The sequence below is a fragment of the Streptomyces sp. IBSBF 3136 genome, assembly GCF_036815105.1.
GTDB lineage: Bacteria > Actinomycetota > Actinomycetes > Streptomycetales > Streptomycetaceae > Streptomyces.
Window position 1 is genome coordinate 17,368 of sequence record NZ_JAJSZC010000109.1, and the last position, 23,432, is coordinate 40,799.

General features: G+C 72.3%; 23 protein-coding genes. 19 read left to right on the top strand and 4 right to left on the bottom strand.

Annotation, left to right across the window (positions count from 1 at the left end; translation table 11 throughout):
- Positions 1 to 5: 5 nt before the first annotated feature.
- From V7E45_RS22700 to V7E45_RS22775, 16 genes are all read left to right on the top strand, one after another.
- Positions 6 to 1,265, top strand: a complete 1,260-nt coding sequence (locus tag V7E45_RS22700) for an MFS transporter (protein WP_333776038.1) — start codon at positions 6 to 8, stop codon at positions 1,263 to 1,265.
- Positions 1,266 to 1,274: 9 nt separating this feature from the next.
- The gene (pafA, locus tag V7E45_RS22705; RefSeq protein ID WP_020938995.1) at positions 1,275 to 2,636 is read left to right on the top strand and encodes a Pup--protein ligase; all 1,362 of its coding nucleotides are present in this window, start codon (positions 1,275 to 1,277) and stop codon (positions 2,634 to 2,636) included.
- Positions 2,637 to 2,780: 144 nt separating this feature from the next.
- Positions 2,781 to 3,791, top strand: coding sequence for an FKBP-type peptidyl-prolyl cis-trans isomerase (locus V7E45_RS22710; RefSeq protein ID WP_333776039.1), 1,011 nt, complete (start codon positions 2,781 to 2,783; stop codon positions 3,789 to 3,791).
- A 93-nt stretch (positions 3,792 to 3,884) separates the two neighbouring features.
- Positions 3,885 to 4,256, top strand: a complete 372-nt coding sequence (locus V7E45_RS22715; protein WP_333776040.1) for an FKBP-type peptidyl-prolyl cis-trans isomerase — start codon at positions 3,885 to 3,887, stop codon at positions 4,254 to 4,256.
- Between the two features lie 147 nt (positions 4,257 to 4,403).
- Complete coding sequence (locus V7E45_RS22720; RefSeq protein ID WP_333776041.1) at positions 4,404 to 5,381, top strand: helix-turn-helix transcriptional regulator; 978 nt, start codon at positions 4,404 to 4,406, stop codon at positions 5,379 to 5,381.
- A 19-nt stretch (positions 5,382 to 5,400) separates the two neighbouring features.
- Positions 5,401 to 6,438 carry a helix-turn-helix transcriptional regulator gene (locus tag V7E45_RS22725; RefSeq protein ID WP_333776042.1) on the top strand — a complete coding sequence of 346 codons (1,038 nt, stop codon included), beginning with the start codon at positions 5,401 to 5,403 and terminating at the stop codon, positions 6,436 to 6,438.
- Between the two features lie 46 nt (positions 6,439 to 6,484).
- The gene (locus V7E45_RS22730) at positions 6,485 to 6,745 is read left to right on the top strand and encodes a hypothetical protein (RefSeq protein WP_333776043.1); all 261 of its coding nucleotides are present in this window, start codon (positions 6,485 to 6,487) and stop codon (positions 6,743 to 6,745) included.
- Positions 6,746 to 6,765: 20 nt separating this feature from the next.
- The gene (locus V7E45_RS22735) at positions 6,766 to 6,960 is read left to right on the top strand and encodes a hypothetical protein (protein WP_333776044.1); all 195 of its coding nucleotides are present in this window, start codon (positions 6,766 to 6,768) and stop codon (positions 6,958 to 6,960) included.
- Between the two features lie 257 nt (positions 6,961 to 7,217).
- The gene (gene tatA / locus V7E45_RS22740) at positions 7,218 to 7,502 is read left to right on the top strand and encodes a Sec-independent protein translocase subunit TatA (RefSeq protein ID WP_333776045.1); all 285 of its coding nucleotides are present in this window, start codon (positions 7,218 to 7,220) and stop codon (positions 7,500 to 7,502) included.
- Between the two features lie 48 nt (positions 7,503 to 7,550).
- Positions 7,551 to 8,492 carry a twin-arginine translocase subunit TatC gene (gene tatC, locus V7E45_RS22745; protein WP_333776046.1) on the top strand — a complete coding sequence of 314 codons (942 nt, stop codon included), beginning with the start codon at positions 7,551 to 7,553 and terminating at the stop codon, positions 8,490 to 8,492.
- A gap of 88 nt (positions 8,493 to 8,580) precedes the next feature.
- Positions 8,581 to 11,433, top strand: a complete 2,853-nt coding sequence (locus tag V7E45_RS22750) for a DEAD/DEAH box helicase (RefSeq protein ID WP_333776047.1) — start codon at positions 8,581 to 8,583, stop codon at positions 11,431 to 11,433.
- 467 nt (positions 11,434 to 11,900) lie between these two features.
- Positions 11,901 to 13,565 (top strand): ATP-binding protein, encoded by a 1,665-nt coding sequence (locus tag V7E45_RS22755; RefSeq protein ID WP_333776048.1) that lies wholly within the window; start codon positions 11,901 to 11,903, stop codon positions 13,563 to 13,565.
- Positions 13,562 to 13,966: a roadblock/LC7 domain-containing protein gene (locus V7E45_RS22760; protein ID WP_020938984.1), complete on the top strand. Its 405-nt coding sequence runs from the start codon at positions 13,562 to 13,564 to the stop codon at positions 13,964 to 13,966. The genes V7E45_RS22755 and V7E45_RS22760 overlap by 4 nt, the downstream gene beginning before the upstream one ends.
- Entirely contained in the window at positions 13,963 to 14,376 is a 414-nt protein-coding gene (locus V7E45_RS22765; protein WP_333776049.1) for a DUF742 domain-containing protein, read from the top strand. Before V7E45_RS22760 ends, V7E45_RS22765 begins: the two co-directional genes overlap by 4 nt.
- A complete protein-coding gene (locus V7E45_RS22770; protein WP_333776050.1) occupies positions 14,357 to 14,977 on the top strand; it encodes a GTP-binding protein in 621 nt (206 codons plus the stop codon). The genes V7E45_RS22765 and V7E45_RS22770 overlap by 20 nt, the downstream gene beginning before the upstream one ends.
- A 72-nt stretch (positions 14,978 to 15,049) precedes the next feature.
- Entirely contained in the window at positions 15,050 to 16,537 is a 1,488-nt protein-coding gene (locus tag V7E45_RS22775; RefSeq protein WP_333776051.1) for a cytochrome P450, read from the top strand.
- A gap of 25 nt (positions 16,538 to 16,562) precedes the next feature.
- Here V7E45_RS22775 and V7E45_RS22780 read toward each other — a convergent pair whose 3' ends face one another.
- From V7E45_RS22780 to V7E45_RS22790, 3 genes are all read right to left on the bottom strand, one after another.
- A complete protein-coding gene (locus V7E45_RS22780; protein ID WP_333776052.1) occupies positions 16,563 to 17,516 on the bottom strand; it encodes a pseudouridine synthase in 954 nt (317 codons plus the stop codon).
- A 42-nt stretch (positions 17,517 to 17,558) separates the two neighbouring features.
- Entirely contained in the window at positions 17,559 to 18,407 is an 849-nt protein-coding gene (locus V7E45_RS22785; RefSeq protein ID WP_333776053.1) for a siderophore-interacting protein, read from the bottom strand.
- A gap of 112 nt (positions 18,408 to 18,519) precedes the next feature.
- Positions 18,520 to 19,440 carry a 5'-3' exonuclease gene (locus V7E45_RS22790; RefSeq protein WP_333776054.1) on the bottom strand — a complete coding sequence of 307 codons (921 nt, stop codon included), beginning with the start codon at positions 19,438 to 19,440 and terminating at the stop codon, positions 18,520 to 18,522.
- A 446-nt stretch (positions 19,441 to 19,886) separates the two neighbouring features.
- Between V7E45_RS22790 and V7E45_RS22795 the strand changes: the two genes are divergently transcribed.
- A complete protein-coding gene (locus V7E45_RS22795; protein ID WP_333776055.1) occupies positions 19,887 to 20,459 on the top strand; it encodes a helix-turn-helix domain-containing protein in 573 nt (190 codons plus the stop codon).
- Positions 20,459 to 21,178 (top strand): helical backbone metal receptor, encoded by a 720-nt coding sequence (locus V7E45_RS22800; RefSeq protein ID WP_333776056.1) that lies wholly within the window; start codon positions 20,459 to 20,461, stop codon positions 21,176 to 21,178. Before V7E45_RS22795 ends, V7E45_RS22800 begins: the two co-directional genes overlap by 1 nt.
- Here V7E45_RS22800 and V7E45_RS22805 read toward each other — a convergent pair.
- Complete coding sequence (locus V7E45_RS22805; RefSeq protein ID WP_333776057.1) at positions 21,090 to 22,250, bottom strand: TDT family transporter; 1,161 nt, start codon at positions 22,248 to 22,250, stop codon at positions 21,090 to 21,092. The two genes, V7E45_RS22800 and V7E45_RS22805, sit on opposite strands and share 89 nt — an antisense overlap.
- Positions 22,251 to 22,320: 70 nt before the next feature.
- Between V7E45_RS22805 and V7E45_RS22810 the strand changes: the two genes are divergently transcribed.
- Entirely contained in the window at positions 22,321 to 23,250 is a 930-nt protein-coding gene (locus V7E45_RS22810; RefSeq protein WP_333776058.1) for a LysR family transcriptional regulator, read from the top strand.
- Positions 23,251 to 23,432: the final 182 nt, after the last annotated feature.

Consider the following 23,432-nt stretch of genomic DNA (forward strand, 5'->3'; position numbering starts at 1 on the left):
CGGGCATGGCCGCGGGATACCTGGAGATCCTCAGGGCGAGACACGCGGCCCGGCTGCTGACCGGCACGCTGGTGGGCCGGCTGCCCAACGCGACGGCCGCGATCGCCCTGGTGCTGTTCGTCCGCGCCGAGGGCGGCACCTACAGCCTGGCCGGGGCGCTCGCCGCGGTGTACGGCGTCGCCAACGCGGTCGGCCAGCCGGTCCTCGGCCGGCTCGTGGACCTGCACGGGCAGCCGCGCGTACAGCTCCCCGCCGCCGTCCTGGCGGCGCTCGCCATGACGGCCTTCGCCTTCTCCGGCACCGACCCGCTGCCCCTCGCCCACGTCTGCGTCGCGGCCGCGGGGCTGTTCACCCCGCCCCTCGAGGGCGGCCTGCGCGCCCTGTGGCCCTCCGTGCTCCGCCGCGAGGAGCAGGTGCACACCGCGTACGCCATGGACGCGATCGCGCAGGAGATCATGTTCACCGTCGGCCCGCTGCTGGTGACCCTGTGCGTGTCGCTGTGGTCGGAGCGCGCCGCCCTGCTGGTGCTGAACGCCCTCGGCGTCCTCGGCGCCCTCTCGGTGGTCGTCTCGCCGCCCTCGCGCGCGTGGCGCTCGGCACCCCGCGAGGCGCACTGGCTGGGCGCCCTGCGCTCGCCCGGCCTGCTCGCGCTGCTCGGCGCCTTCCTGTTCATCGGCATCGCGCTCGGCTCCATCACCGTCGCCTCCGTGCCCTACGCCGACGACCACGGCGGCGACGCCGTCTACGGCTGGCTGATGGCCGCGCTCGGCCTCGGGGCGCTCGTCGGCGGCACCGTCTACGGGGCCCGCCAGTGGGGCGGCACCCCCGAACGGCGACTGCGGCTCCTGGTGGCCCTTCTGGCGGTCTGTTACCTGCCGCTCACACTGATGCCGGACACGGTCGCCATGGTGCTGCTCACCCTGGTCGCCGGAATCTTCCTCGCGCCCTGCATCGCCTGCGCCTTCATCATCGTCGACCGGCACGCGCCGAGCGGCACGGTCACCGAGGCGTTCTCCTGGCTGGTGACGACGTTCACCGTGGGCGCCTCGGTCGGAACGGGCCTCGCGGGCCCGGTCGTCCAGACCGGTGGCGCGCTGTGGGGATTCGCGCTGCCGGCCGCCGCCGGGGCCGTGTCCCTGCTGGTCCTGCTCGCCACCGGACGGGTCCTCGCAGCTCCCGTGCGAGGCGGGGTCGTTGCGGCTTCATCGGAAAATGATCCAAATCGTGCTGTCGAACCCCGTTTCAGCTCAGGGGATCGGGCGTAATGTTCAGTCATGGACCGCCGCATTTTCGGGCTGGAGAACGAGTACGGCGTCACGTGCACGTTCAGGGGACAGCGCCGCCTGTCTCCTGACGAGGTGGCGCGGTACCTCTTCCGCCGTGTCGTGTCATGGGGCCGCAGTAGCAATGTCTTTCTGCGAAACGGCGCCCGGCTCTATCTCGACGTGGGATCACATCCGGAATACGCGACACCCGAATGTGACAACGTGACCGAACTGGTCACCCACGACAAGGCCGGCGAGCGCATTCTCGAAGGACTCCTGGTGGACGCGGAACGACGCCTGCACGAGGAGGGAATCGCAGGCGATGTCTACCTCTTCAAGAACAACACCGACTCGGCGGGCAACTCCTACGGCTGCCACGAGAACTATCTGGTGGCCCGGCACGGGGAGTTCTCCCGGCTCGCGGACATTCTCATCCCCTTCCTGGTGACCAGGCAACTGCTGTGCGGTGCGGGCAAGGTCCTGCAGACCCCGCGCGGCGCCGTCTACTGCGTCAGCCAGCGCGCGGAGCACATCTGGGAGGGCGTCTCCTCGGCGACGACCCGCTCCCGGCCCATCATCAACACCCGCGACGAACCGCACGCGGACGCCGAGCGCTACCGCCGCCTGCACGTCATCGTGGGCGACTCGAACATGTCCGAGACGACCATGCTGCTGAAGGTCGGCGCCACCGACCTGGTGCTGCGCATGATCGAGGCGGGCACCGTCATGCGCGACCTCACCCTGGAGAACCCGATCCGGGCGATCCGCGAGGTCAGCCACGACATCACCGGCCGGCGCAAGGTGCGCCTGGCCAGCGGCCGGGAGGCCTCCGCGCTGGAGGTGCAGCGCGAGTACTTCGACAAGGCCGTGGACTTCTGCGACCGCCGCGGCATCCGCACCGGCACCGTCGCGCAGGTCCTGGAGCTGTGGGGCCGCACCCTCGACGCGATCGAGACCGAGGAACTGGACCGCATCGGCACCGAGATCGACTGGGTCATGAAGTACAAGCTCATCGAGCGGTACCGGGCCAAGCACAACATGACCATGTCGCACCCGCGGGTCGCCCAGATAGACCTCGCCTACCACGACATCCACCGCCGTCGTGGCCTGTACTACCTGCTGGAGAAGAAGGGCCAAGCCACCCGGATCTGCAACGACTTGAAGATCTTCGAAGGCAAGTCGGTTCCCCCGCAGACCACTCGGGCCCGGCTGCGCGGCGACTTCATCCGCCGGGCCCAGGAACAGCGCCGGGACTTCACCGTCGACTGGGTGCACCTGAAGCTCAACGACCAGGCGCAGCGCACCGTCCTGTGCAAGGACCCGTTCCGTTCGGTGGACGACCGGGTGGAGAAGCTGATCGCCGGAATGTAGCGAAAGGCCCACGAGTCAAGCGGTTCCGGGCAGGAATGCCGGAGCGCCACACGGGCGCCGTACGTTTCCCGTACGGCGCCCGTGTCACGCCGTAGAGTTGCGCGCACGCCAGTCCACAAGATCGACCGATTACGAGGCATCTCCGTGCGCCGACGCTCACTCCTCCTCGCAGCCGTGCCCGCCGGGCTCGCCACGCTCGCCGGATGCGGCGACGGCAAGTCCGACTCGAGCAAGGCCGCGCCCTCGCCGTCACCGTCGGCCTCGGCGTCCGCCCCGCCCCCGCCCAAGATCGTTGACGGGCCGCTGCCGGCGATCACGGCGGGCACCAAGTTCGACGAGAAGCCCACGGTCGCGAAGGGGCCGGGCGAGCCGTCCAAGGACCTCGCGGTGAAGACGGTGATCGCGGGCAGCGGCCGCACGGTCGCGGAGAACGACTTCATCCAGGCCAACTACCTGGGCCAGATCTGGAGCACGGCCAAGGTCTTCGACAACTCCTACGACCGCAAGAGCCCGCTGGTCATCCAGCTCGCCCAGGGCAGCATCATCGACGGCTGGCGCTACGCCCTCGCGGGGAAGAAGACCGGCAGCCGGGTCCAGATCGCCGTCCCGCCCACCTGGGGCTACGGCAAGTCGGGGAACGCGCAGGCGGGCATCAAGGGCACCGACACCCTGGTCTTCGTCATCGACGTGATCGACTCCTTCAACTCCAAGAGCTCCGCCAAGGGCACGGAGGTCCCGCAGACCGACGCCGCCCTGCCGAAGGTCGGCACCAACACCAACGGCGAGGCCCCCTCGATCACCGTCCCGAAGACCGCCCCGCCGAAGAAGCTGGTGTCGGCCTACGTCCTGGAGGGCGACGGCCCCGAGCTGAAGGCGGACCAGGCGATCCTGTGCCAGTTCAAGGGCATCGTCTGGGACAGCGGCAAGACGTTCGAGCAGACGTACGGCTCCGGTCGGCTCAGCCAGTTCTCGCTGGAGCAGATGCAGCAGGTCGTCAAGGGTCTGCCGCAGGGGCTGACCGGCAAGAAGGTCGGCAGCAGGGTTCTGGTCGTCGTCCCGCCGGACCTTGGCTACGGGGACAACCCGCCGAGCGGGGGAGCCATCAAGAAGGGCTCCACGCTGGTGTTCTCGGTGGACATCCTCGCCGCGATGTAGCGGGTCCGTGGCGCGCCCGTCCCGGCGCCACCAGACCTGCGAAGATGACAGACTGTCCGTGTTTCGTGTCGTACACAAGCAGGAGCTTTTGACGTGAGCATCGAGAAGCCCGAGATCGACTTCCCGGGCGGCGAGCCGCCGGCGGACCTCGAGATCAAGGACATCTGGGAGGGCGACGGCGAGGTGGCCCAGGCGGGCCAGACCGTCACCGTCCACTACGTCGGCGTGGCCTTCAGCACCGGCGAGGAGTTCGACGCCAGCTGGAACCGCGGCACCCCGTTCCGCTTCCCGCTGGGCGGCGGCCGTGTCATCAAGGGCTGGGACCAGGGCGTGCAGGGCATGAAGGTCGGTGGCCGCCGCCAGCTGACCATCCCGGCGCACCTCGCCTACGGCAACCAGAGCCCGACCCCGGCGATCAAGCCCGGCGAGACCCTGATCTTCGTGGTCGACCTGATCGCGGTCTGATCGTCGTACAGTCCGCTGACGGGTTCCGACCGGACCCGATCACCTGGGGCCCACGCCTGTCCAGGCGTGGGCCCTCGGCTTTGCCCCGCACCGGTGGGGCGGTACGGTCATCGTCCGTAAGCACCATAGGGAAGGTGAAGGGCGTCGATGGCCATTGCCAAGGCCGAGCGGCTGATGAACCTCGCGCTGTGTCTGCTCGGGACCCGGCGGCCGCTCAGCAAGCGCGAGCTGCGCGACTCCATCGAGGCCTACGTCGAGGCGTCGAGGCCGGACAAGGGCGCGGCGAGCAGCGACGACTCCTTCAACCGGATGTTCGAGCGGGACAAGGACGACCTGCGCGAGCTGGGTCTGGTCATCGAGACCGTCGAGAACCTCGACGGCGAGGTGGGCTATCTCGCCCGCCGCGACAGCAACCGACTGCCGCCGATCACCCTGGACGCCGAGGAAGCCGCCGCCCTCGGCCTGGCCGCCAAGGTCTGGCAGCAGGCCCGGCTGGCCGGCGCGGCCAGCGGCGCCCTGCAGAAACTGCGCGCGGCCGGCCTGCCCGAGGACGTCGACCCCTACGAGGCGCACGGCGCCCTGGAGCCGCGCATCCCGGTGCACGAGGCCGCCTTCGAGCCGCTGATGCTCGCCTGCCGCGACCGCCGCCCGGTCGCCTTCGACTACCGCAAGGCCTCCGCCGTCCACCCCGAGCCCCGGCACGTCGAACCCTGGGCGCTGGAGTGCTGGCGCGGCCACTGGTACCTGGCCGGATGGGACCGCGACCGGGGTGCCGAGCGGGTCTTCCGGCTCTCCCGCATCACCGGCCGGGTCCGCTCCCGCGGGGCCGCCTTCACCGCTCCCGTCCCCGACGTCGTCACCGTCCGGGAGACCGTGGCGAGCTGGGCGGGCGAGATCGCCGACGGCACGGCGCTGATCCGGCTGCGCACCGGCTCCGGCTACCCGCTGCGGGCGAAGGCCACCAGGGTGCGTGAACTCGGCGACGGCTGGGACGAGTTGGAGATTCCGTACGGGCACGGCCTGGACGCCTGGCTGGTGGAGTTCGGGCCGGACGTGGTCGTGCTGGAGCCGGCCGAGCTGCGGGCCGACGTGGTGGACCGGCTGCGCGCCGTCGCCAAGGGCTGAGGGGGAGCGGAGCATCATCATGGCAGGCAAACCGGTCAGGCCCGTGAACGCCATCGACCAGACCCGGCGGATGCTCTCCCTGGTCACGTACCTCAGGGAGCGCCCCGGCGCCCGGATCGCCGACGTCGCGCGCGCCTTCGGCATCACCGAGGACGAACTCGTCTCCGACCTCGATCTGCTGCCGATGTGCGGCACCAGCTTCCGCGGCGGCGACCTGCTCGACATCGACACCGACGGCGAGCGCATCTGGTGGCACAACCCGGCGGCGCTCGGCGAGGAGGCGGCCGAGCCGCTGCGGCTCGCCGCCGACGAGGCCACGGCCCTGCTGGTGGCCGCCCGCGCGGTGTCCACCCTGCCCGGCCTGCGCGAGAGCGACCGGCAGGCCCTGCTGCGGGCCACGGCCAAGGTGGAGACCGCGGCCGGCGAGGCGGCCGGCGCCAGCGCCCGGCTCTCGGTGACCTTCGAGTCCGAGGGCGGCGTCTTCGCCGACGTCGACCGGGCCATCTCCGAACGCCGCCGGCTGTGGATCCGCTACTACTCGCCCGCGCGCGACGAGGTCACCGAGCGCGAGATCGACCCCATCCGCCTGGTCAGCGTCGGCCACACCTATGTCGAGGCCTGGTGCCGCCGCTCCGAGGCCCGGCGCACCTTCCGGCTGGACCGGGTCGCCGAGATCAAGATCCTCGACGAGCCCTCGGCGCCCCCGGAGATAGAGCTGCGGGACCTGTCCGAGGCACTGGTCCAGCCGGCCGCCGAGGACCCGGAGGTCGTGATCGAGGTCGGGCCGGGTGGCCGCTGGGTGGCCGAGTACTACCCGCACGACAGCGCCGATGAGCTTCCCGACGGCGGGCTGCGTATCACTCTGCGCACCCCCGACCCGGCCTCCCTGCGCCGGCTGGCCCTGCGCCTCGGCCGCGACGGCCGGATCGTCTCGCCGCCCGAGCTGACCGACAGCGCGCGCCGGGCGGCCCGCGACGCACTGGCGGCGTACGAGGGCCCGACGGGCGCGGCGCACGGTGCCGGGGGCGGGCAGGCCGACCAGGAAAAGAGGAGCTAGGGCGTTGAGCGAGTCTCCGGTGTCCGGTGCGAGGGGTCCGAGGGAAATGACGGCGGCGGCGGCCTTCGCCGGGATGAGAAGAGTCGTCCCGGTGGTCTTCAGGGCCGGCTGCCCGGACTGCCGGGGCCGGTTCGAACTCGCCGCGGGCGCCCTGCGCCTGGCCATCGGCGCCTCGAGCCGGACCACGTTCTACTCCTTCACCTGCCCCGACTGCGGGATCGCGGTGCGCAAGCCCGCGGGGGAGCGCGTCGTCGAGCTGCTGACCGGCGGCGGCGTCCGGACCCTGCGGCTGCACTCCACGGTGTAGGACCGTCTAGGCTCGGCGTCATGTTCTGGCCGATGTTCGCGGTAGCCGTGGGTTTCCTGGGTCTCGCCGTCCTGGGGGTGCTCGCCGTCCGGGTGTTCCTGGAGGCGAAGCGCCTCGGGCAGCAGGTGGCGGACTCCGCGCGCCGCATCAACCGGGCGGCCGAGGACCTGGAGCGGGCGGCGGTGAGCACGGCCCGGGCCGTCGACACCCTGTGAACGAGCGGTGGCGGGCACCCGGGGCCTGCGCCTCGCGAGTGGGCGTGCGCGGTCCGTTACATCACTCTGTCACCTTTGCCACCCAGCCAGGTACGCTGCTGGTCGCGGCCCGGAAACGAGGCGCGGTCCGCAGAGCAGGAGTACGCCCGGGGATTGTCCCGCGTTCACCCCGACGCGTTACGATCGCAGCCAGCAAGACGTTCGGACAAGTGTCTGACCTGTCGGACATGCCCGCCTCGGTGAGAAGGTGAAGATTTATGTTCCGCAACGGACTTGAGCCGTGGCACCTGCTGCTCCTCGTCCTGGTCATCCTCCTCGTATTCGGTTCCAAGAAGCTCCCGGACATGGCGCGCTCGCTGGGCAAGTCCGCTCGCATCCTCAAGAGTGAGGCCAAGGCGATGAAGGACGAGGGCAAGCAGCCCTCCGGCACCGCCCAGTCCACCGAGGACCCCGCTCCGGCGCAGCGCACGATCCAGGCCGCCCCCGGCGACGTGACCAGCTCACGCCCGGTCAACGAGCCGACGGACACGACCCAGCGCTGACGCGAGGGCCGGGTCGGTCCGGTCCGCTGCACGAGATGAGGATGTGGGTTGCTCAAGTCTGCCCGCAAGAAGGAGAAGGATCCCGAGGGGCGGATGCCGCTCGCGGAGCACTTGCGTGAGCTGCGCAACCGGCTCGCGAAGGGTGTCCTGGCGATCGTGGTCGTCACGATCGTGGCGGCGTTCTTCTACAGGGACATCATCAACTTCATCACCGAGCCGGTGCTGGACGAGATCGGCTGCCACCAGTCCTTCGGTGAGCTGGCCGACTCCAAGAACGTCCACTGCGCGCACATCACGGTCAGCGGCCTGCTGGCACCGTTCACGCTGGCGCTGAAGGTCGCGCTGATGACCGGTGTCGTGCTCGCGTCGCCGGTCTGGCTCTACCAGCTCTGGGCGTTCGTCGCCCCGGGCCTGCACCGCACCGAGAAGAAGTACGCCTACGCGTTCGTCGGCTTCGGCTTCCCGCTGTTCCTCGGCGGCGGCTACCTCGCCTTCCACGTGCTGCCCACCACGGCACGGGTGATGATCGACCTGACGCCCTCCGGCGCGGAGAACCTGCTGCCGCTGGACGACCTGCTGGACCTGGTCACGCGCATGGTCGTCGTCTTCGGCCTCGCCTTCGAGATGCCCCTGCTGCTGGTCATGCTCAACCTCACCGGGGTCCTGTCCGGCGGGCGGATGCTGGGCTGGTGGCGCGGCATGGTCGTCGGCATCACCGCCTTCGCCGCGGTGGCCACGCCCAGCCCGGACCCGATGACGATGCTGGCGCTCGCGGCGCCGATCTGGGGCCTGTACTTCATCGCCGTGGCCATCGCGCTGATCAACGACCGACGCCGGGCCCGCCGCGAGGCCGACGGCCCCGGTGACGACGAGGCGTCCGAGCTGGACCTCACCCCGGCGGCGATCGGCGAGGTCGAGCCCGTCTCCGCCGGCCGGCTCCCCGAACAGACGACCACGGACCGGGTCAACGGCTACGACGACGTGACCTGAGGCCCGCCCACCGCACGGTGTACGACGGCTGCTCCCGCCCTGACCGGCGGGGGCAGCCGTCTTTGTCGATCAGCGCACGTTCCGGATAATGATCGTCCTGTTGTCAGTGGGGCCCGGTACGCTCGAAAGCACGATGACAGAGGACCTCTCACCGGCCGAGCGGTACGCGGCAGCCCGGCGACGGGCAGCCGAGCAGGCCACCGCGCTCGCGTCCTTCCGCGAGATGTACGACTTCGGCCTCGACCCCTTCCAGATCGAGGCCTGCCAGGCGCTCGAGGCGGGGAAGGGCGTGCTGGTGGCCGCCCCCACCGGTTCGGGCAAGACGATCGTGGGCGAGTTCGCCGTCCACCTCGCCCTGCTGCAGGGCAAGAAGTGCTTCTACACCACACCCATCAAGGCGCTGTCGAACCAGAAGTACGCCGACCTGTGCCGGCGCTACGGCACCGAGCAGGTGGGCCTGCTCACCGGCGACAACAGCGTCAACTCCGACGCCCCCGTGGTCGTGATGACCACGGAGGTGCTGCGGAACATGCTGTACGCCGGTTCCCAGACCCTCCTCGGCCTCGGCTACGTGGTCATGGACGAGGTGCACTACCTCTCCGACCGCTTCCGGGGCGCCGTCTGGGAAGAGGTGATCATCCACCTGCCCGAGTCGGTGACCCTGGTGTCGCTGTCGGCGACCGTGTCCAACGCCGAGGAGTTCGGCGACTGGCTGGACACCGTCCGCGGCGACACCGAGGTGATCGTCTCCGAGCACCGGCCCGTGCCGCTGTTCCAGCACGTGCTCGCCGGGCGCCGGATGTACGACCTGTTCGAGGAGGGCGAGGGCCACCGCCGGGCCGTCAACCCCGATCTCGTCCGGCTGGCCCGCATGGAGGCGAGCCGGCCGTCGTACCAGGACCGCAGGCGCGGCCGGGCGATGCGCGAGGCCGACCGGGAGCGGGAGCGCAGACAGCGCTCCCGGGTGTGGACGCCGGGCCGGCCCGAGGTCATCGAGCGCCTCGACGCCGAGGGGCTGCTGCCCGCGATCACCTTCATCTTCAGCCGTGCCGCCTGCGAGGCCGCCGTCCAGCAGTGCCTGTACGCGGGCCTGCGGCTCAACGACGAAGAGGCACGCGAGCGGGTCCGCGCGCTGGTCGAGGAGCGCACCGCCGCCATCCCGACGGAGGACCTGCACGTCCTCGGCTACTACGAGTGGCTGGAGGGCCTGGAGCGCGGCATCGCCGCCCACCACGCGGGCATGCTGCCGACCTTCAAGGAGGTCGTGGAGGAGCTGTTCGTACGGGGTCTCGTCAAGGCCGTGTTCGCGACCGAGACCCTCGCGCTCGGCATCAACATGCCCGCCCGCTCGGTGGTGCTGGAGAAGCTCGTCAAGTGGAACGGCGAGCAGCACGCCGACATCACCCCCGGCGAGTACACGCAGCTGACGGGCCGCGCGGGACGGCGTGGCATCGACGTCGAGGGCCACGCCGTGGTGCTCTGGCAGCGCGGCATGAGCCCGGAGCACCTGGCCGGCCTCGCGGGCACCCGCACCTATCCGCTGCGCTCCAGCTTCAAGCCTTCGTACAACATGGCGGTCAACCTGGTCGAGCAGTTCGGCCGGCACCGCTCGCGGGAGCTGCTGGAGACCTCCTTCGCGCAGTTCCAGGCCGACAAGTCGGTCGTCGGCATCTCCCGCCAGGTGCAGCGCAACGAGGAGGGCCTGGAGGGCTACAAGGCCTCCATGACCTGCCACCTCGGCGACTTCGAGGAGTACGCGCGGCTGCGCCGCGAGCTGAAGGACCGGGAGACCGAGCTGGCCCGGCAGGGCGCGGCCAGCCGTCGCACGGAGGCCGCGGTCGCCCTGGAGCGGCTCAAGCCGGGCGACGTCATCCACGTGCCCACGGGCAAGTACGCCGGCCTGGCGCTGGTGCTGGACCCGGGCCTGCCCGCCGGCCGCTCCAACGGCCACCGCGGCTTCGACCACCAGGACGGCCCGCGCCCGCTGGTGCTGACCGCGGAGCGGCAGGTCAAGCGGCTGGCGTCGATGGACTTCCCGGTGCCGGTCGAGGCGCTCGACCGGATGCGCATCCCGAAGTCCTTCAACCCCCGCTCCCCGCAGTCCCGCCGGGACCTCGCCTCCGCCCTGCGCACCAAGGCCGGGCACATCCCGCCGGAGCGGGCCCGCAAGAAGCGCTCGCAGGCCGCCGACGACCGCGAGATCGCCCGGCTGCGCACGGCGATCCGGTCCCACCCCTGCCACGGCTGCGACGACCGTGAGGACCACGCCCGCTGGGCCGAGCGGTACCACCGCCTGATGCGCGACACCTCGCAGCTGGAGCGCCGTATCGAGGGCCGCACGAACACCATCGCGCGCACCTTCGACCGGATCGTGGCGCTGCTGACCGAGCTGGACTACCTGCGCGGCGACGAGGTCACCGAGCACGGCAAGCGGCTGGCGCGGCTCTACGGCGAACTCGACCTGCTGGCCAGCGAGTGCCTGCGCGAGGGCGTCTGGGAGGATCTCGGCCCGGCCGAACTGGCGGCCTGCGTCTCGGCGTTGGTGTACGAGGCGCGGGTCGGGGACGACGCCATGGCGCCCAAGCTGCCGTCCGGCAAGGCGAAGGCCGCGCTCGGCGAGATGGTCCGCATCTGGGGCCGCCTCGACGCCGTGGAGGAGGACTTCCGGATCAACCAGACGGAAGGCGTCGGGCAGCGTGAGCCCGATCTCGGCTTCGCCTGGGCCGCCTACATGTGGGCCTCCGGCAAGGGGCTGGACGAGGTGCTGCGCGAGGCGGAGATGCCGGCCGGCGACTTCGTGCGCTGGTGCAAGCAGGTCATCGACGTGCTCGGGCAGATCTCCGCCGCGGCCCCCACCGGGGGCTCGACCGTCGCGAAGGCCGCCCGCAAGGCGGTGGAGCAGTTGCTGCGGGGTGTGGTGGCCTACTCGTCCGTCGGGTGAAGCCGGGCGGCCGGGCGCGGGCGCGCCCGGCCGGCGCGCGCGCCTTCCCGCGCCCCCTTCGGCACGCCGGTGCGCCGGTGCCGTGGCGAGCGACCGGACCGCCCTCAAGGGCGGTCCGGTTTTTCATGCGCCTCGCCCGCGTGCGCCGGGCGCCGGGCCCACCCGAGTGCCCCGTTCACTCCTCACGGTGAGTCACCCTCGCATGCCCGAACGCCGTCACTCCTGGTGTTCGAATAACTGCCGTGCGTGTAAATGGATTCGAGCGTACTCCTGGGGCATGGGCGAATTCAGGTGCTTGCCGAATATGACACGGCGATGTTCCGGTCGGACTAAGCTCGCCCGCGGCGCACCGAGTTGAGGTGAATTCGTGCGCCTGTTCCCAAACTTCCCGAAGGTCCCGCCAGTTCCGGGAACATTCCCCCCACGAGCTCCCCCGACACCCAGCCGATCCGTCTCAGAAGGCATCCATGGTGAGTGTTCAAAAGCCTCCCGGTGGCCGTGAACGTCCTTACGCGCGTGTGCTGTTGCTGCCCGCCATAGTGATGGCCGCGGCGGCCGGGGCCGCGGTCGCCCTGGTCCCGGCCCCGGCCCGGATCGCCGTCGGCGGGTGCGGGGCCGTGGCCCTGCTGCTGGTCCTCGCCACGGCCGCCGAAGCCGTCCGCCGCGGACGCGCGCTCCGCGAGGCGCAGGCCGAGCACGCCCGTCACACCGCGTATCTGGAACGCCGCCTCGCCGCCCACGACGCGGACATCGTCCGCCTCGGCACCGACGTCCTCTCCCTCGGACTGCGCCGGCTGCGGGCCGGGGAGCCGCTGCGGGAGGTGATGCGCAAGGTCGTCGACCTCGACCCCGAACTGCGCCACATGCCCGACTCCCAGCGCACCCTGCTGCGCAACGCGCTGCGCGGCGCCGACCACGAGATCTCGATGCGCGACGCCACCGAGCGGTCCTTCGTCAGCATCGCCCGCCGCGTCCAGGCCATCGTCCACCAGCAGGCCAACGAACTGCGCGAGATGGAGGAGGACCACGGCCGCAACCCCGAGGTCTTCGACGACCTGCTGCGCATCGACCACGGCACCGCGCTGATCGGCCGCCTCGCGGACTCCATCTCCGTGCTCGGCGGCGGCCGTCCCGGCCGTCAGTGGCCGCTGCCCGTGTCGCTGTACAGCGTGCTGCGCGGCGCCATGTCCCGGATCCTGGAGTACCGGCGCATCGAGCTGAACTCCATCGTCAACATCAACATCAAGGGCACCTCGGTCGAGCCGATCATTCACGCGGCCGCCGAACTGCTGGACAACGCCACCCGCTACTCGCCGCCGTCCACCAAGGTGCACGTCACCGCCGCCGAGGTGCAGAGCGGCCTCGTCATCGAGATCGAGGACGCCGGCGTCAGCCTGAGCGAGGAGTCCCGGGCCCGGATCGAGAAGGCGATCACGGACGCCATGGCGGGCGACGACGCCGAGAACCTCGGCTCCAGCCCGCGCCTCGGCCTCGCCGTCGTCGGCCGCCTCTGCAAGAGCTTCGACATGCAGGTCTCGCTGCGTGCCTCCGCCTACGGCGGCGTCCGCGCGATCCTCGTCGTCCCGCGCGGCATGACCACCACCGAGCCCGGTGTCGGCGCCGCCCACGGCATCGGCGCCACCGCCGTGCCGCAGCCCGAACTCGGCGCCGTCGAGGGCCCGAAGCGCCCGCCCAAGAAGCGCCGCCCCACCAGCCCGCGCATCCCCGCCGGTATCTCCATGGAGGACGACGTCCCCGAGGTCACCGAGTGGACGGCGGGCGGCCTGCCCCAGCGCCGCAGCCGGGTGAAGACCCCGATGCACCAGAGGGTCGCCGAACAGGCCGCCATCGAGCGCGCCGAGCGCGAGGGCAGGCCGACCATCTGGTCCCAGCCCCGGCCCGAACCGGAGCCCGAGATCGATCCCGAGCGCCAGAAGCTCAGGGACCGGCCGCCCGGCATGTGGGTCGACGCCTTCTGGGACGGCCTGCGCAAGGGCATGCCCGAGGACGCCACCGCGGCCGAGCTCACCGACTTCACGCGGAACCCGACCGCGTATCTGCACTTGCTCAACGATTCGGACCCGGCCCCCGGGGCCACCACCGAGGCCGACGACGAGGGAGACCTCAAGTGATCCAGCAGCGAGCGAACTTCGACTGGATGCTCAAGCAGTTGAACGACGGCGTGCCGGGCATCGAGATGATCGTGGTGCTGTCCGCCGACGGACTGCGCATCGCCCGCTACGGCGGCGACCCCGACGCCGCCGACCGGGTGGCCGCCGCCTGCGCGGGCATGCAGAGCCTGGCCGGCGCCATCATCCAGGAGATCCCCGGCGCGGGCGACATGAAGCTCGTCGTCATCGAGATCGACGGCGGCTACTTCTACCTCATGAACGCCGGCGCCAACGCCTACCTCGCGGTGCTCGCCGACGTCACCTGCGAACCCGGCCGGATGAGCGGCATGATGCGCGACCTCGTCGTCCGGATCGGCGCCCATCTCACCAGTCCGCCGCGACGCAACGGGCAGACCGTATGACTCCTCCGCGACGCAAACGGCGCCGGCAGCACCTGCCGCCCCCGCCGCCCCCGCCCAGGAAACCGGTGGGGGGCGAGGGGACGCCCAGGAACCCCGAGCGGCTCTACACCATCGCCGGCAGCGCCGACGGCGGGCGGGCCGAACTCGACCTGGTCACCCTGATCGTGGCGCGCGGCGCGCCGCCGCCCTCCGCCACACCGGAGGAGGCGGCCGTGCTGCGGCTGTGCACCTCCCCCCTGTCCGTGGCCGAGCTCTCGGCCTATCTCAGCCTGCCGTTCAGCGCGATGACCGTCCTGATCACCGAGCTGATCACGAACGAACTGGTGCGGGCGCGCGCCCCGATCGTCCGCCAGGCGCTCCCCGACCGGTCACTCCTCGAAGCGGTGATGCATGGACTTCAACGGCTCTGACACGATCCCCGGCCCGCGCAGGGAGGACCACCTCCCGCACACGGCGCAGGCCGCGGTGAAGATCGTGATCGTGGGCGGCTTCGGCGTGGGCAAGACCACCATGGTCGGCTCCGTCAGCGAGATCAGGCCGCTGACCACCGAGGAGACCATGACGCAGGCCGGGATCGGCGTCGACGACGACTACGGCTCCGACTCCAAGACGGCCACCACCGTGGCCATGGACTTCGGCCGCATCAGCATCACCGACAAGCTGGTGCTCTACCTCTTCGGCACCCCCGGCCAGGAGCGCTTCTGGTTCCTGTGGAACGGCCTGTTCGAGGGTGCGCTCGGCGCGGTCGTCCTCGTCGACACCCGGCGCCTGGAGGTCAGTTTCGACGTCATGGGGCGCCTGGAGGAACGCGGCGTGCCCTTCGTCGTCGCCGTCAACTCCTTCCCGGACGCCCCCCGTTACCCGGTCGAGGAGCTGCGTACCGCGCTCGACCTGGCCCCGGACGTGCCGATCATGGAGTGCGACGTGCGCCGCCGCGCCTCCAGCAGGGACGTGCTGATGGCCCTCATGCGCTTCCTGCACACGCTCGCCCTGTCCGGCGCGCTCACCTGACCCGCGCGACCGCCCACCGACCGGCCCCCACCCGACCGGACCCCGCACATCATCCGTCCCCGGAGCGACACTGTGACGCCAGAACAGCAATCCCTGACCGGCACCGACCCCACCTCCGGCCCACCGCCGGGCTGCCCGGCGCACGGCCTGGGGCCCGGGGGACTGCACCGGCTCTACGGCCCCGACGTGGAGGAACTCGGCGACCTCTATGAGCGGTTGCGGGAGGAGCACGGGCCCGTCGCGCCCGTACTCCTGCACGACGACGTACCGATGTGGGTGGTGCTCGGGCACGCCGAGAACCTGCACCTGGTGCGCAGCCCCTCCCAGTACTGCCGCGACAGCCGGATCTGGACCCCGCTGCAGGAGGGCATGGTCAAGCCCGACCACCCGCTCATGCCGCACATCGCCTGGCAGCCCATCTGCTCGCACGCCGAGGGCGACGAGCACCAGCGGCTGCGCGCGGCGGTCACCGGTGCCATGTCGACCATCGACCACCGCAGCATGCGCCGTCACATCGGCCGCCACACGCAGGAACTGGTCAACGAGTTCTGCGAACGCGGCCATGCCGACCTCGTCTCCCAGTTCGCCGAGCACCTGCCGATGGCGGTCATGTGCGAGATCCTCGGCATGCCGGAGGAGTACAACGACCGGATGGTGCAGGCCGCCCGGGACGCGCTCAAGGGCACCGAGACCGCCATCGAGAGCCACGGCTACGTCATGGACGCGCTGAGCCGGCTCACCACCCGGCGGCGGGCCAGGCCCGACGACGACTTCACCAGCCACCTGATCACCCACCCCGCCGGGCTGAGCGACGACGAGGTCCGCGAGCACCTGCGCCTGGTCCTCTTCGCCGCCTACGAGGCGACCGCCAACCTGCTCGCCAACGCGCTGCGCATGGTCCTCACCGAGCCGGGCTTCCGCGCCCAGCTCAACGGGGGCCAGATGACCGTGCCGGAGGCGATCGAGCAGTCCCTGTGGGACGAGCCGCCGTTCAGCACCGTCTTCGGCTACTTCGCCAAGCAGGACGCGGAGCTGGGCGGCCAGCGCATCCGCAAGGGCGACGGGCTGCTCTTCGCACCGGCCCCGGGCAACGTGGACCCCCGGGTGCGGCCGGACCTGTCGGCCAACATGCAGGGCAACCGCTCCCACCTGGCCTTCGGTGGCGGCCCGCACGAGTGCCCGGGTCAGGACATCGGCCGGGCCATCGCCGACGTCGGTGTGGACGCCCTGCTGACGCGGCTCTCCGACATCCGGCTCGACTGCCCCGAGGAGGACCTGCGCTGGCGGTCCTCGATCGCCTCGCGGCACCTGGTGGCCCTGCCGGTCCGCTTCGAGCCCAAGCCCCAGCAGGACGTGGGCCTGCCGCCCAGTTCCTCACCCATCCCGCCCCAGCGCTCCACCTGGCAGATCGGCACCCTGCACACCGACCCGGCGCCGGCCCCTGACCCCCGGCCGGTGGCACCGCCCGAGGCCCCGGTGGAGCCCGCCCCGGCGGCGCCGGAGCCCGCCCGCCGGGACACCCTGTGGCACCGTCTGCTGCGCTGGTGGCGCGGCGAATGACCGTCCGCCCGCGCAACCGGCCCCGCTACCGCGTCCCGGCGGTCCACTCCCGCGGGGACGCCCAGGCCCGGAGCGTGCGGCCACTGGTGAAGGAGTGCTCGGCGCCGGTGACCGGATCGGTGAACTCCAGCCTGCGGGCGAGGAGTTGCAGGGGGCGCCGGAAGTCACCGGCCGGCACCGGCGGGGTCACCAGCGGATAGAGCGGGTCGCCGAGGATCGGCACGCCGAGGGCGCTGAGATGGACGCGCAGCTGGTGGGTCTGCCCGGTCTCGGGGACGAGCCGGTACCGGCCCAGGCCGTCGCGGTGGCCGGCCGACTCCACCCGGGTCACCGCGTTCGGCTCGCCCTCGACCTCCCGCGCCGCGGGCACCCCGCGCTCCTTGAGGATGCGGCTGCGCACGGTCAGCGGCAGGGCGAGCGAGGGGTCGTACGGCGCGACGGCCTCGTACTCCTTGCGTACCGCGCGGTCCCGGAACAGGGCCTGGTACGCGCCGCGTTCCTCGGGCCGCACCGTGAACAGCACGAGTCCGGCGGTGAGGCGGTCCAGGCGGTGCGCGGCGGTCAGCGTGGGGATGCCCAGCTCGTGCCGCAGCCGGGCCAGCGCGGTCTGGGTGACGTGCGCGCCGCGCGGGGTGGTGGCGAGGAAGTGCGGTTTGTCGGCGACGACGATGTGCTCGTCCCGGTGGACGACCTCCACCGGGAACGGCACCGGCACCTCGGCGGGCGGATCGCGGTGGAACCACACGAACATCCCGGGCTCGTACGGCGCGTCGGGCGCCACCGCCCGTCCGTCGGCCCCGACGACCTGCCCGGCCTCGAACATCGCCTCGACCATGCCGGGCCCGGCGCCCGTCAGCCGGTGGACGAGATGCTCCCGCACGGTGTCCCACGCCCCGCCGAACGGCAGCCGCACCCGGACCGGGTCGACACCGTCGCGCTGCGGGAGCGGGGCGGGCGGGGCTGGCGTACGGCGTCTCATCAGGGACAAGGGTACGGGCGCCGCGACCCGGGCTGCCCGGGCTCAGGCGGCCGCCGCGTCACCGCTCTCCTGCTCGGCCTCGATCCGGGCGTTCCACTCCCGCTTGGACGCCTGCCAGCCGTCCTCGTTGTGGCCGAGGCGCCAGTATCCGGAGATCGACAGGTCCTCGCGCGGGATCTGCGACTCGACCCGCAGCAGCCGGCGCAGCTCCTTCACGAAACCGGCCTCGCCGTGCACGAACGCGTGCGGGCGGCCCGCCGGGAACCGAAGCCCCCGTACGGCCTCCACCAGTGCCTGACCCACCGGACGGTCCCCGCGGTGCAGCCAGACCACCGGCACCTCGGAGTCGATCTTCTGCTCCTCCTCCGGACCCGGCACCTCCACGAAGGCGTGCGCCACGGCACCCGGGGGCAGCGACTCCAGGGCGCGGGCGATCGCGGGCAGCGCGCTCTCGTCACCGGCGAGCAGATGCCAGTCGGCGCTCGGGTCGGGCGCGTAGGCGCCACCGGGGCCCATGAAGCGGACGCTCTCGCCCGGCCGCACCCGCGCGGCCCAGGGGCCGGCCAGCCCCTCGTCGCCGTGGATCACGAAGTCCAGGGTCAGCTCGCGGTGTTCGGGGTCCCAGGCGCGCACCGTGTAGGTCCGCGTCACCGGCCACTGCTCGCGGGGGAACTCCGCGCGGACCCGCTCCAGGTCGAAGGGCTCCGGGTAGGTCACGCCCTCGGGGCCGAAGAGCAGCTTCACGTAGTGGTCGGTGCAGGTGTCCGCGGCGAAGCCGGCGAGGCCCTCGCCACCGAGCACGACGCGCTGCATGTGCGGGGTCAGTCGCTCGGTGCGCACCACCTGGGCGGTATGGGGCTTGCGCGGCTTCCGTCCCGGGCGCTCTGCCATCACGGCCTCCTGCTGCATTGGTTAGGTTTACCTAAGTTAGCATCTCTCCCCAGTCGGCCGGGCTCCCTTGAGGACTCGGCGATCGCCCTTTGCCGGAATATTCCGATCAGGATCACTCCGCCAGTGTCGTCAGCAGCCGTTGCAGTGAGCCACCCAGGCCCCAGCGGGCCGCCAGCGCCTCCAACCCCGCGGGATCGCGCGGGGTGCGGGGCAGCGCGGTGTCCACGTCCGGCAGCGGGACGTCGTCCGCCACCCGCACCACCTTCGGCGCGACCGCCACGTACGGCCGTGCCTCGGTCAGCCGCTTGCGCTGCGACGGCGTGAGCCTGGCCCGCGGGTCGTCGACCGCCGCCATGATCCCGGCCAGGTCGCCGAACTCGGCGAGCAGCTTGGCGGCCGTCTTCTCGCCGATGCCGGGCACGCCCGGCAGGCCGTCGCTCGGGTCGCCGCGCAGCAGCGCCAGATCCGCGTACCCCCGGCCGTCCACCCCATACTTCTCGCGGAGCACCGCCTCGTCCGTGAGCTGCAGCGTGCCCACGCCCTTGATCGGGTACAGCACCCGGATCCCCCGCCCGTCGTCGACCAGCTGGTACAGGTCCCGGTCGCCGGTGACGATGTCCACCGGCCCGGCGGCGCGCGCGGTGAACGTGCCGATCACGTCGTCCGCCTCGTACCCCTGGACCCCGACCCGGGCGATGCCGGCCGCGTCCAGCACCGCCTCGATGACCGGCACCTGCGGCGACAGCGTGTCCGGCACCTGCTCCTCGTCGGGCGCGCCCGCGTGCTCCTCGGCGACCCGGTGCGCCTTGTAGGTCGGGATCAGGTCCACCCGCCACTGCGGCCGCCAGTCCGCGTCCATGCAGGCCACCAGTTGCTGCGGCCGGTGGTCCTTCACCAGCCGGTCGATGAAGTCGAGCAGTCCGCGCACGGCGTTCACCGGCGTGCCGTCCGGAGCCTTCACGGAGTCCGGCACGCCGAAGTAGGCGCGGAAGTAGAGCGAGGCGGTGTCGAGGAGCATCAGTCGTCCGGTCACGCTCGCATCATGCCGCACGGCACCGACAGCGCCCCGGCGACGGCGCAAGAGCGGCGGGGGAGCGGGGCGGGGAAGGTGCCAACGGGTCGCTGTGGGCAAATCCCCCCCGGTCGCCCCCCGAATCGTGCCTTTCCGGCGACCGCCCGGCGTCCTGCGACGCCCACCGGCTACGGTAAGGATCCGGCCAACCACACAGTGCCGTGCACCCGGTCGCCCCGGGAACACCCGCGGCCTCGCGCGCCTTGAACCAGGGGAGACCCGTCCCGCGCGGGCAGCCGCCGCATGGCGCGAACCGTGAGGGTGCGGGCCCAGCGACGTGACAGGGATGTGACGGCCGCCTGAAACGGTTTGCCGAACATGCGTAGGGTGCAGAGAACTCCTCAGAGGTGTGCCCGGCGACGGGCACCCGGCAGGGGACACTACGAGTGAAGGAGGGAGCCGGAGCGATGGGCGACCACAAAGAGCAACAGCCCGCGCGGGTGGGCGCGGCCGTCCGGCGGCGCCGCCGCGCGCTCGAGCTCACCCTCGCCGTCGTGGCCGAGCGCACCGGCCTCTCGGTGCCCTTCCTCAGCCAGGTCGAGAACGACAAGGCCCGCCCCAGCCACAGCTCCCTGGAGAAGCTGGCCGACGCCCTGCGCACGACCGCCGTCGAGCTGCTCGCCGCCGCCGACCCCGCGGCCAGTGTGGACGTCGTCCGGGCCGAGGCCCCGGCCGAGGGCGACTTCGCCCCCCGCACCCGCACCCTGGTGCGCGGCCACCACCAGCTGCACGCCTCCGAGTACACCGGCGACCACGACGCCGGACGCGAGTTCCAGCACCGCAACGACGAGCTGATGTACGTCGCCGACGGCGCCGTCGAGATCGAGGCCGAGGGCCGCGCCTACCGCCTCGGCCGCGGTGACACCCTCTACCTGACCGGCGGGGTGCGCCACCGCTGGCGGGCGACCGTCCCGGACACCCGGATCATCGTGGTGGCGGTCGCCGAACACATCGAGGCGGTCCAGGACCGGACCCGCTAGTGCGGGTCGTCTCCCTCGTCCCGTCGCTGACCGAGGCGGTGGCCGTGACCCTGCCCGGGACGCTCGCCGGCGCCACCGACTGGTGCACACATCCGCCCGGCCTCGACGTGACCCGGGTGGGCGGCACCAAGAACCCAGCCGTCGACCGGATCCGCGCCCTCGCCCCCGACCTGGTGATCGCCAACGAGGAGGAGAACCGCGCGCCGGACCTGGACGCCCTGCGCGCGGCGGGCCTGCCGGTCCTGGTCACCGAGGTGCGCTCGGTGCCGCAGGCATTTCGGGAGCTGGAGCGGGTGCTCACCGCGTGCGGCGCATCGGCCCGGCCCCGCTGGCTGGACGAGGCGGAGGCCACCTGGAGCACGCTGCCCGCGACCGCGAGCCGCAGGACGGCGGTGGTGCCGGTCTGGCGCCGCCCCTGGATGGTCCTCGGCCGCGACACCTTCGCGGGCGACGTCCTGGCCCGCCTCGGCGTCCACCACCTGTACAGCGGCCATCCCGACCGCTATCCACGCGTGCCCCTCGACGAGCTGACGGCGGCCGCCCCCGACCTGGTCGTCCTGCCCGACGAGCCCTACCGCTTCACCGCCGACGACGGGCCCGAGGCCTTCCCCGGCCTGCCCTGCGCCCTGGTCAGCGGGCGCCATCTGACGTGGTACGGCCCCTCACTGGCGCGGGCGCCGCGGGTGCTGGCCGAGGCCCTGCGAGCAGCTCGCCGCTGAGCAGGCCGCGCACGGTCCCGGTGCCGGCCGCCAGCCAGGCGGCGACCAGCAGGGCGTACAGGCCGACGGCGAGCCCGTCGTACACGGCGAGACCGGTGTGCCGGGCGAGGGCTGCGGCGCCGGTGACACAGGTGCCCACGGGGAAGGTGAACGCCCACCAGGTCATCGAGAAGCCCATGCCCCGGCGCCGGGCCCGCACCACGTGCGCGGCGGCCAGCGCCAGCCACAGCAGCGCGAACCCCATGACCGGCACCCCGTACAGCACGGCGAAGACACCGAGACCGTGGCCGTAGGGGGCCGGTACGACCCCGTCGGCCCGGTCGGCGATCAGGCCGACCGCCGTGGTGGACTGCCCGAGCGGGCCGAGGACCAGGAACAGGGCCGGGGTGAGGGGGAGCGGCAGCGGGCCGGAGCCGATCACCCGCGCGAAGACCAGCGGCAGCATCAGCAGTGTCGCCAGCAGGCTGAGCCCGAACAGTGCGAAGCACGCGAGCAGCAGGGTCTCGCGCGGCTGGCCCGGCGGCAGGTACGGCACCAGCAGCGGGCCGACCGCGGCCGAGACCATCGGCGCGACCAGCGGCAGCAGCCAGGCCGGGGTGGCCTCGGCGGCCCGCACCCGGTGGCGCACCGCCATCAGGTACGGCACGGCCACGGCGGCCGCGAGCCCGATCAGCGTGCCGGCCGGGAAGAGCACCCAGTCCAGGGCGACGGCCGCGCGGAGGCCGATCCAGTCCCGGCCGACGGTGACCGCGCCGCCGCCCACCGCCAGCAGCGCCATGGACAGGCAGCCGTAGAACGGCGCCATGGCCGGATCGAGGAGGTCGGCGCGCGCCTGGTCGCGGTGGTGGGTCCAGTGCAGGACGCGCCCGGCCAGCAGGACCACCAGCAGTACGAGGGCCAGCGCCCAGACCGCCGTGCCGACTACCCGCAGTCCCTCGACGCGGACCGGCAGCGCGGCCCCGGCGGTGCCGACGACGGAGGTGCCCATGACGGCCGCGTACCAGTTGGGGCCCAGGTGCCGCACGCGGGCGGACCGGGGGAGGGGCACGGACGGAGCTGCTGCGATGACCATGACACCACCGTCCCGTGGCCGTGCCGCGCTGACCAGGGAGTACGCGTCTATGAGGGCATAAGCTGGTCTTATGAGCGAGGAGTACGCGACCGTTGACGGCGGCCCCACCGGCTCGCTGGCCCACCGGGTGCCGGACCTCGGCGCGCTGGAACTCCTGCTGGCCGTGGCGCGGCTCGGCAGCCTCGGGGCGGCGGCGCGGGAGGTCGGCATCACCCAGCCCGCCGCCAGCAGCCGTATCCGTTCCATGGAGCGGCAGTTGGGCGTCGCCCTGGTGGACCGCTCGCCGCGGGGTTCCCGGCTCACCGACGCGGGCGCCCTGGTGACGGACTGGGCCCGCCGGGTGGTGGAGGCGGCGGCGGCCTTCGACGCGGGCGCGCGGGCCCTGCGCGACCGGCGGGACTCGCGGCTGCGGGTCGCTGCCAGCATGACCATCGCGGAGTACCTGCTGCCCGGCTGGCTCCTCGCCCTGCACGCCGAACGGCCCGATACCGCGGTGTCCCTGCTCGCGGGCAACTCGGCGAAGGTCGCCGAACTCCTGCTGGCCGACGAGGCGGACCTGGGTTTCGTGGAGGGCGTCACCGTCCCGGCCGGCCTGGACTCCACGGTGATCGCTCGCGACCGCCTGATCGTGGTCACCGCCCCAGGCCACCCCTGGGCCCGCCGCCGGCGCCCGCTGACCCCCGAGGAGCTCGCGGCCACCCCGCTCATCCTGCGCGAGCGGGGCTCCGGCACCCGCCAGGTCCTGCACACCGCCCTGGGCGGCCTGGCCCGCCCGCTGATCGAACTGTCCTCGACCACGGCGGTCAAGGCATCCGCGGTCAGCGGCGCCGGCCCCTCGGTCCTGAGCGAGCTGGCGGTCGGCGAGGAACTGGCCATGCGCCGCCTGGTGAGCATCCCGGTCGAGGGCGTCTCCCTCCGCCGCGACCTACGCGCCGTCTGGCCCACGGGCCACCGCCCCACAGGCCCGGCCCGAGACCTCCTCACCCTCACCCGAGCCTGACCCTCCAGAAGCAACACAACGGCCCGGCAAAGCCGAGACCCCCCAACGCACCCGCACCCGACACCGCACCGTGGCCCCCCAGGGGCGCGGGGAACTGCGCGAAGAACCCCAACGCACCCGCACCCGACACCGCACCGCAAGCTCAACGGCCCCCCACGACCCCCCCGCTCAGCCCGCCGCAG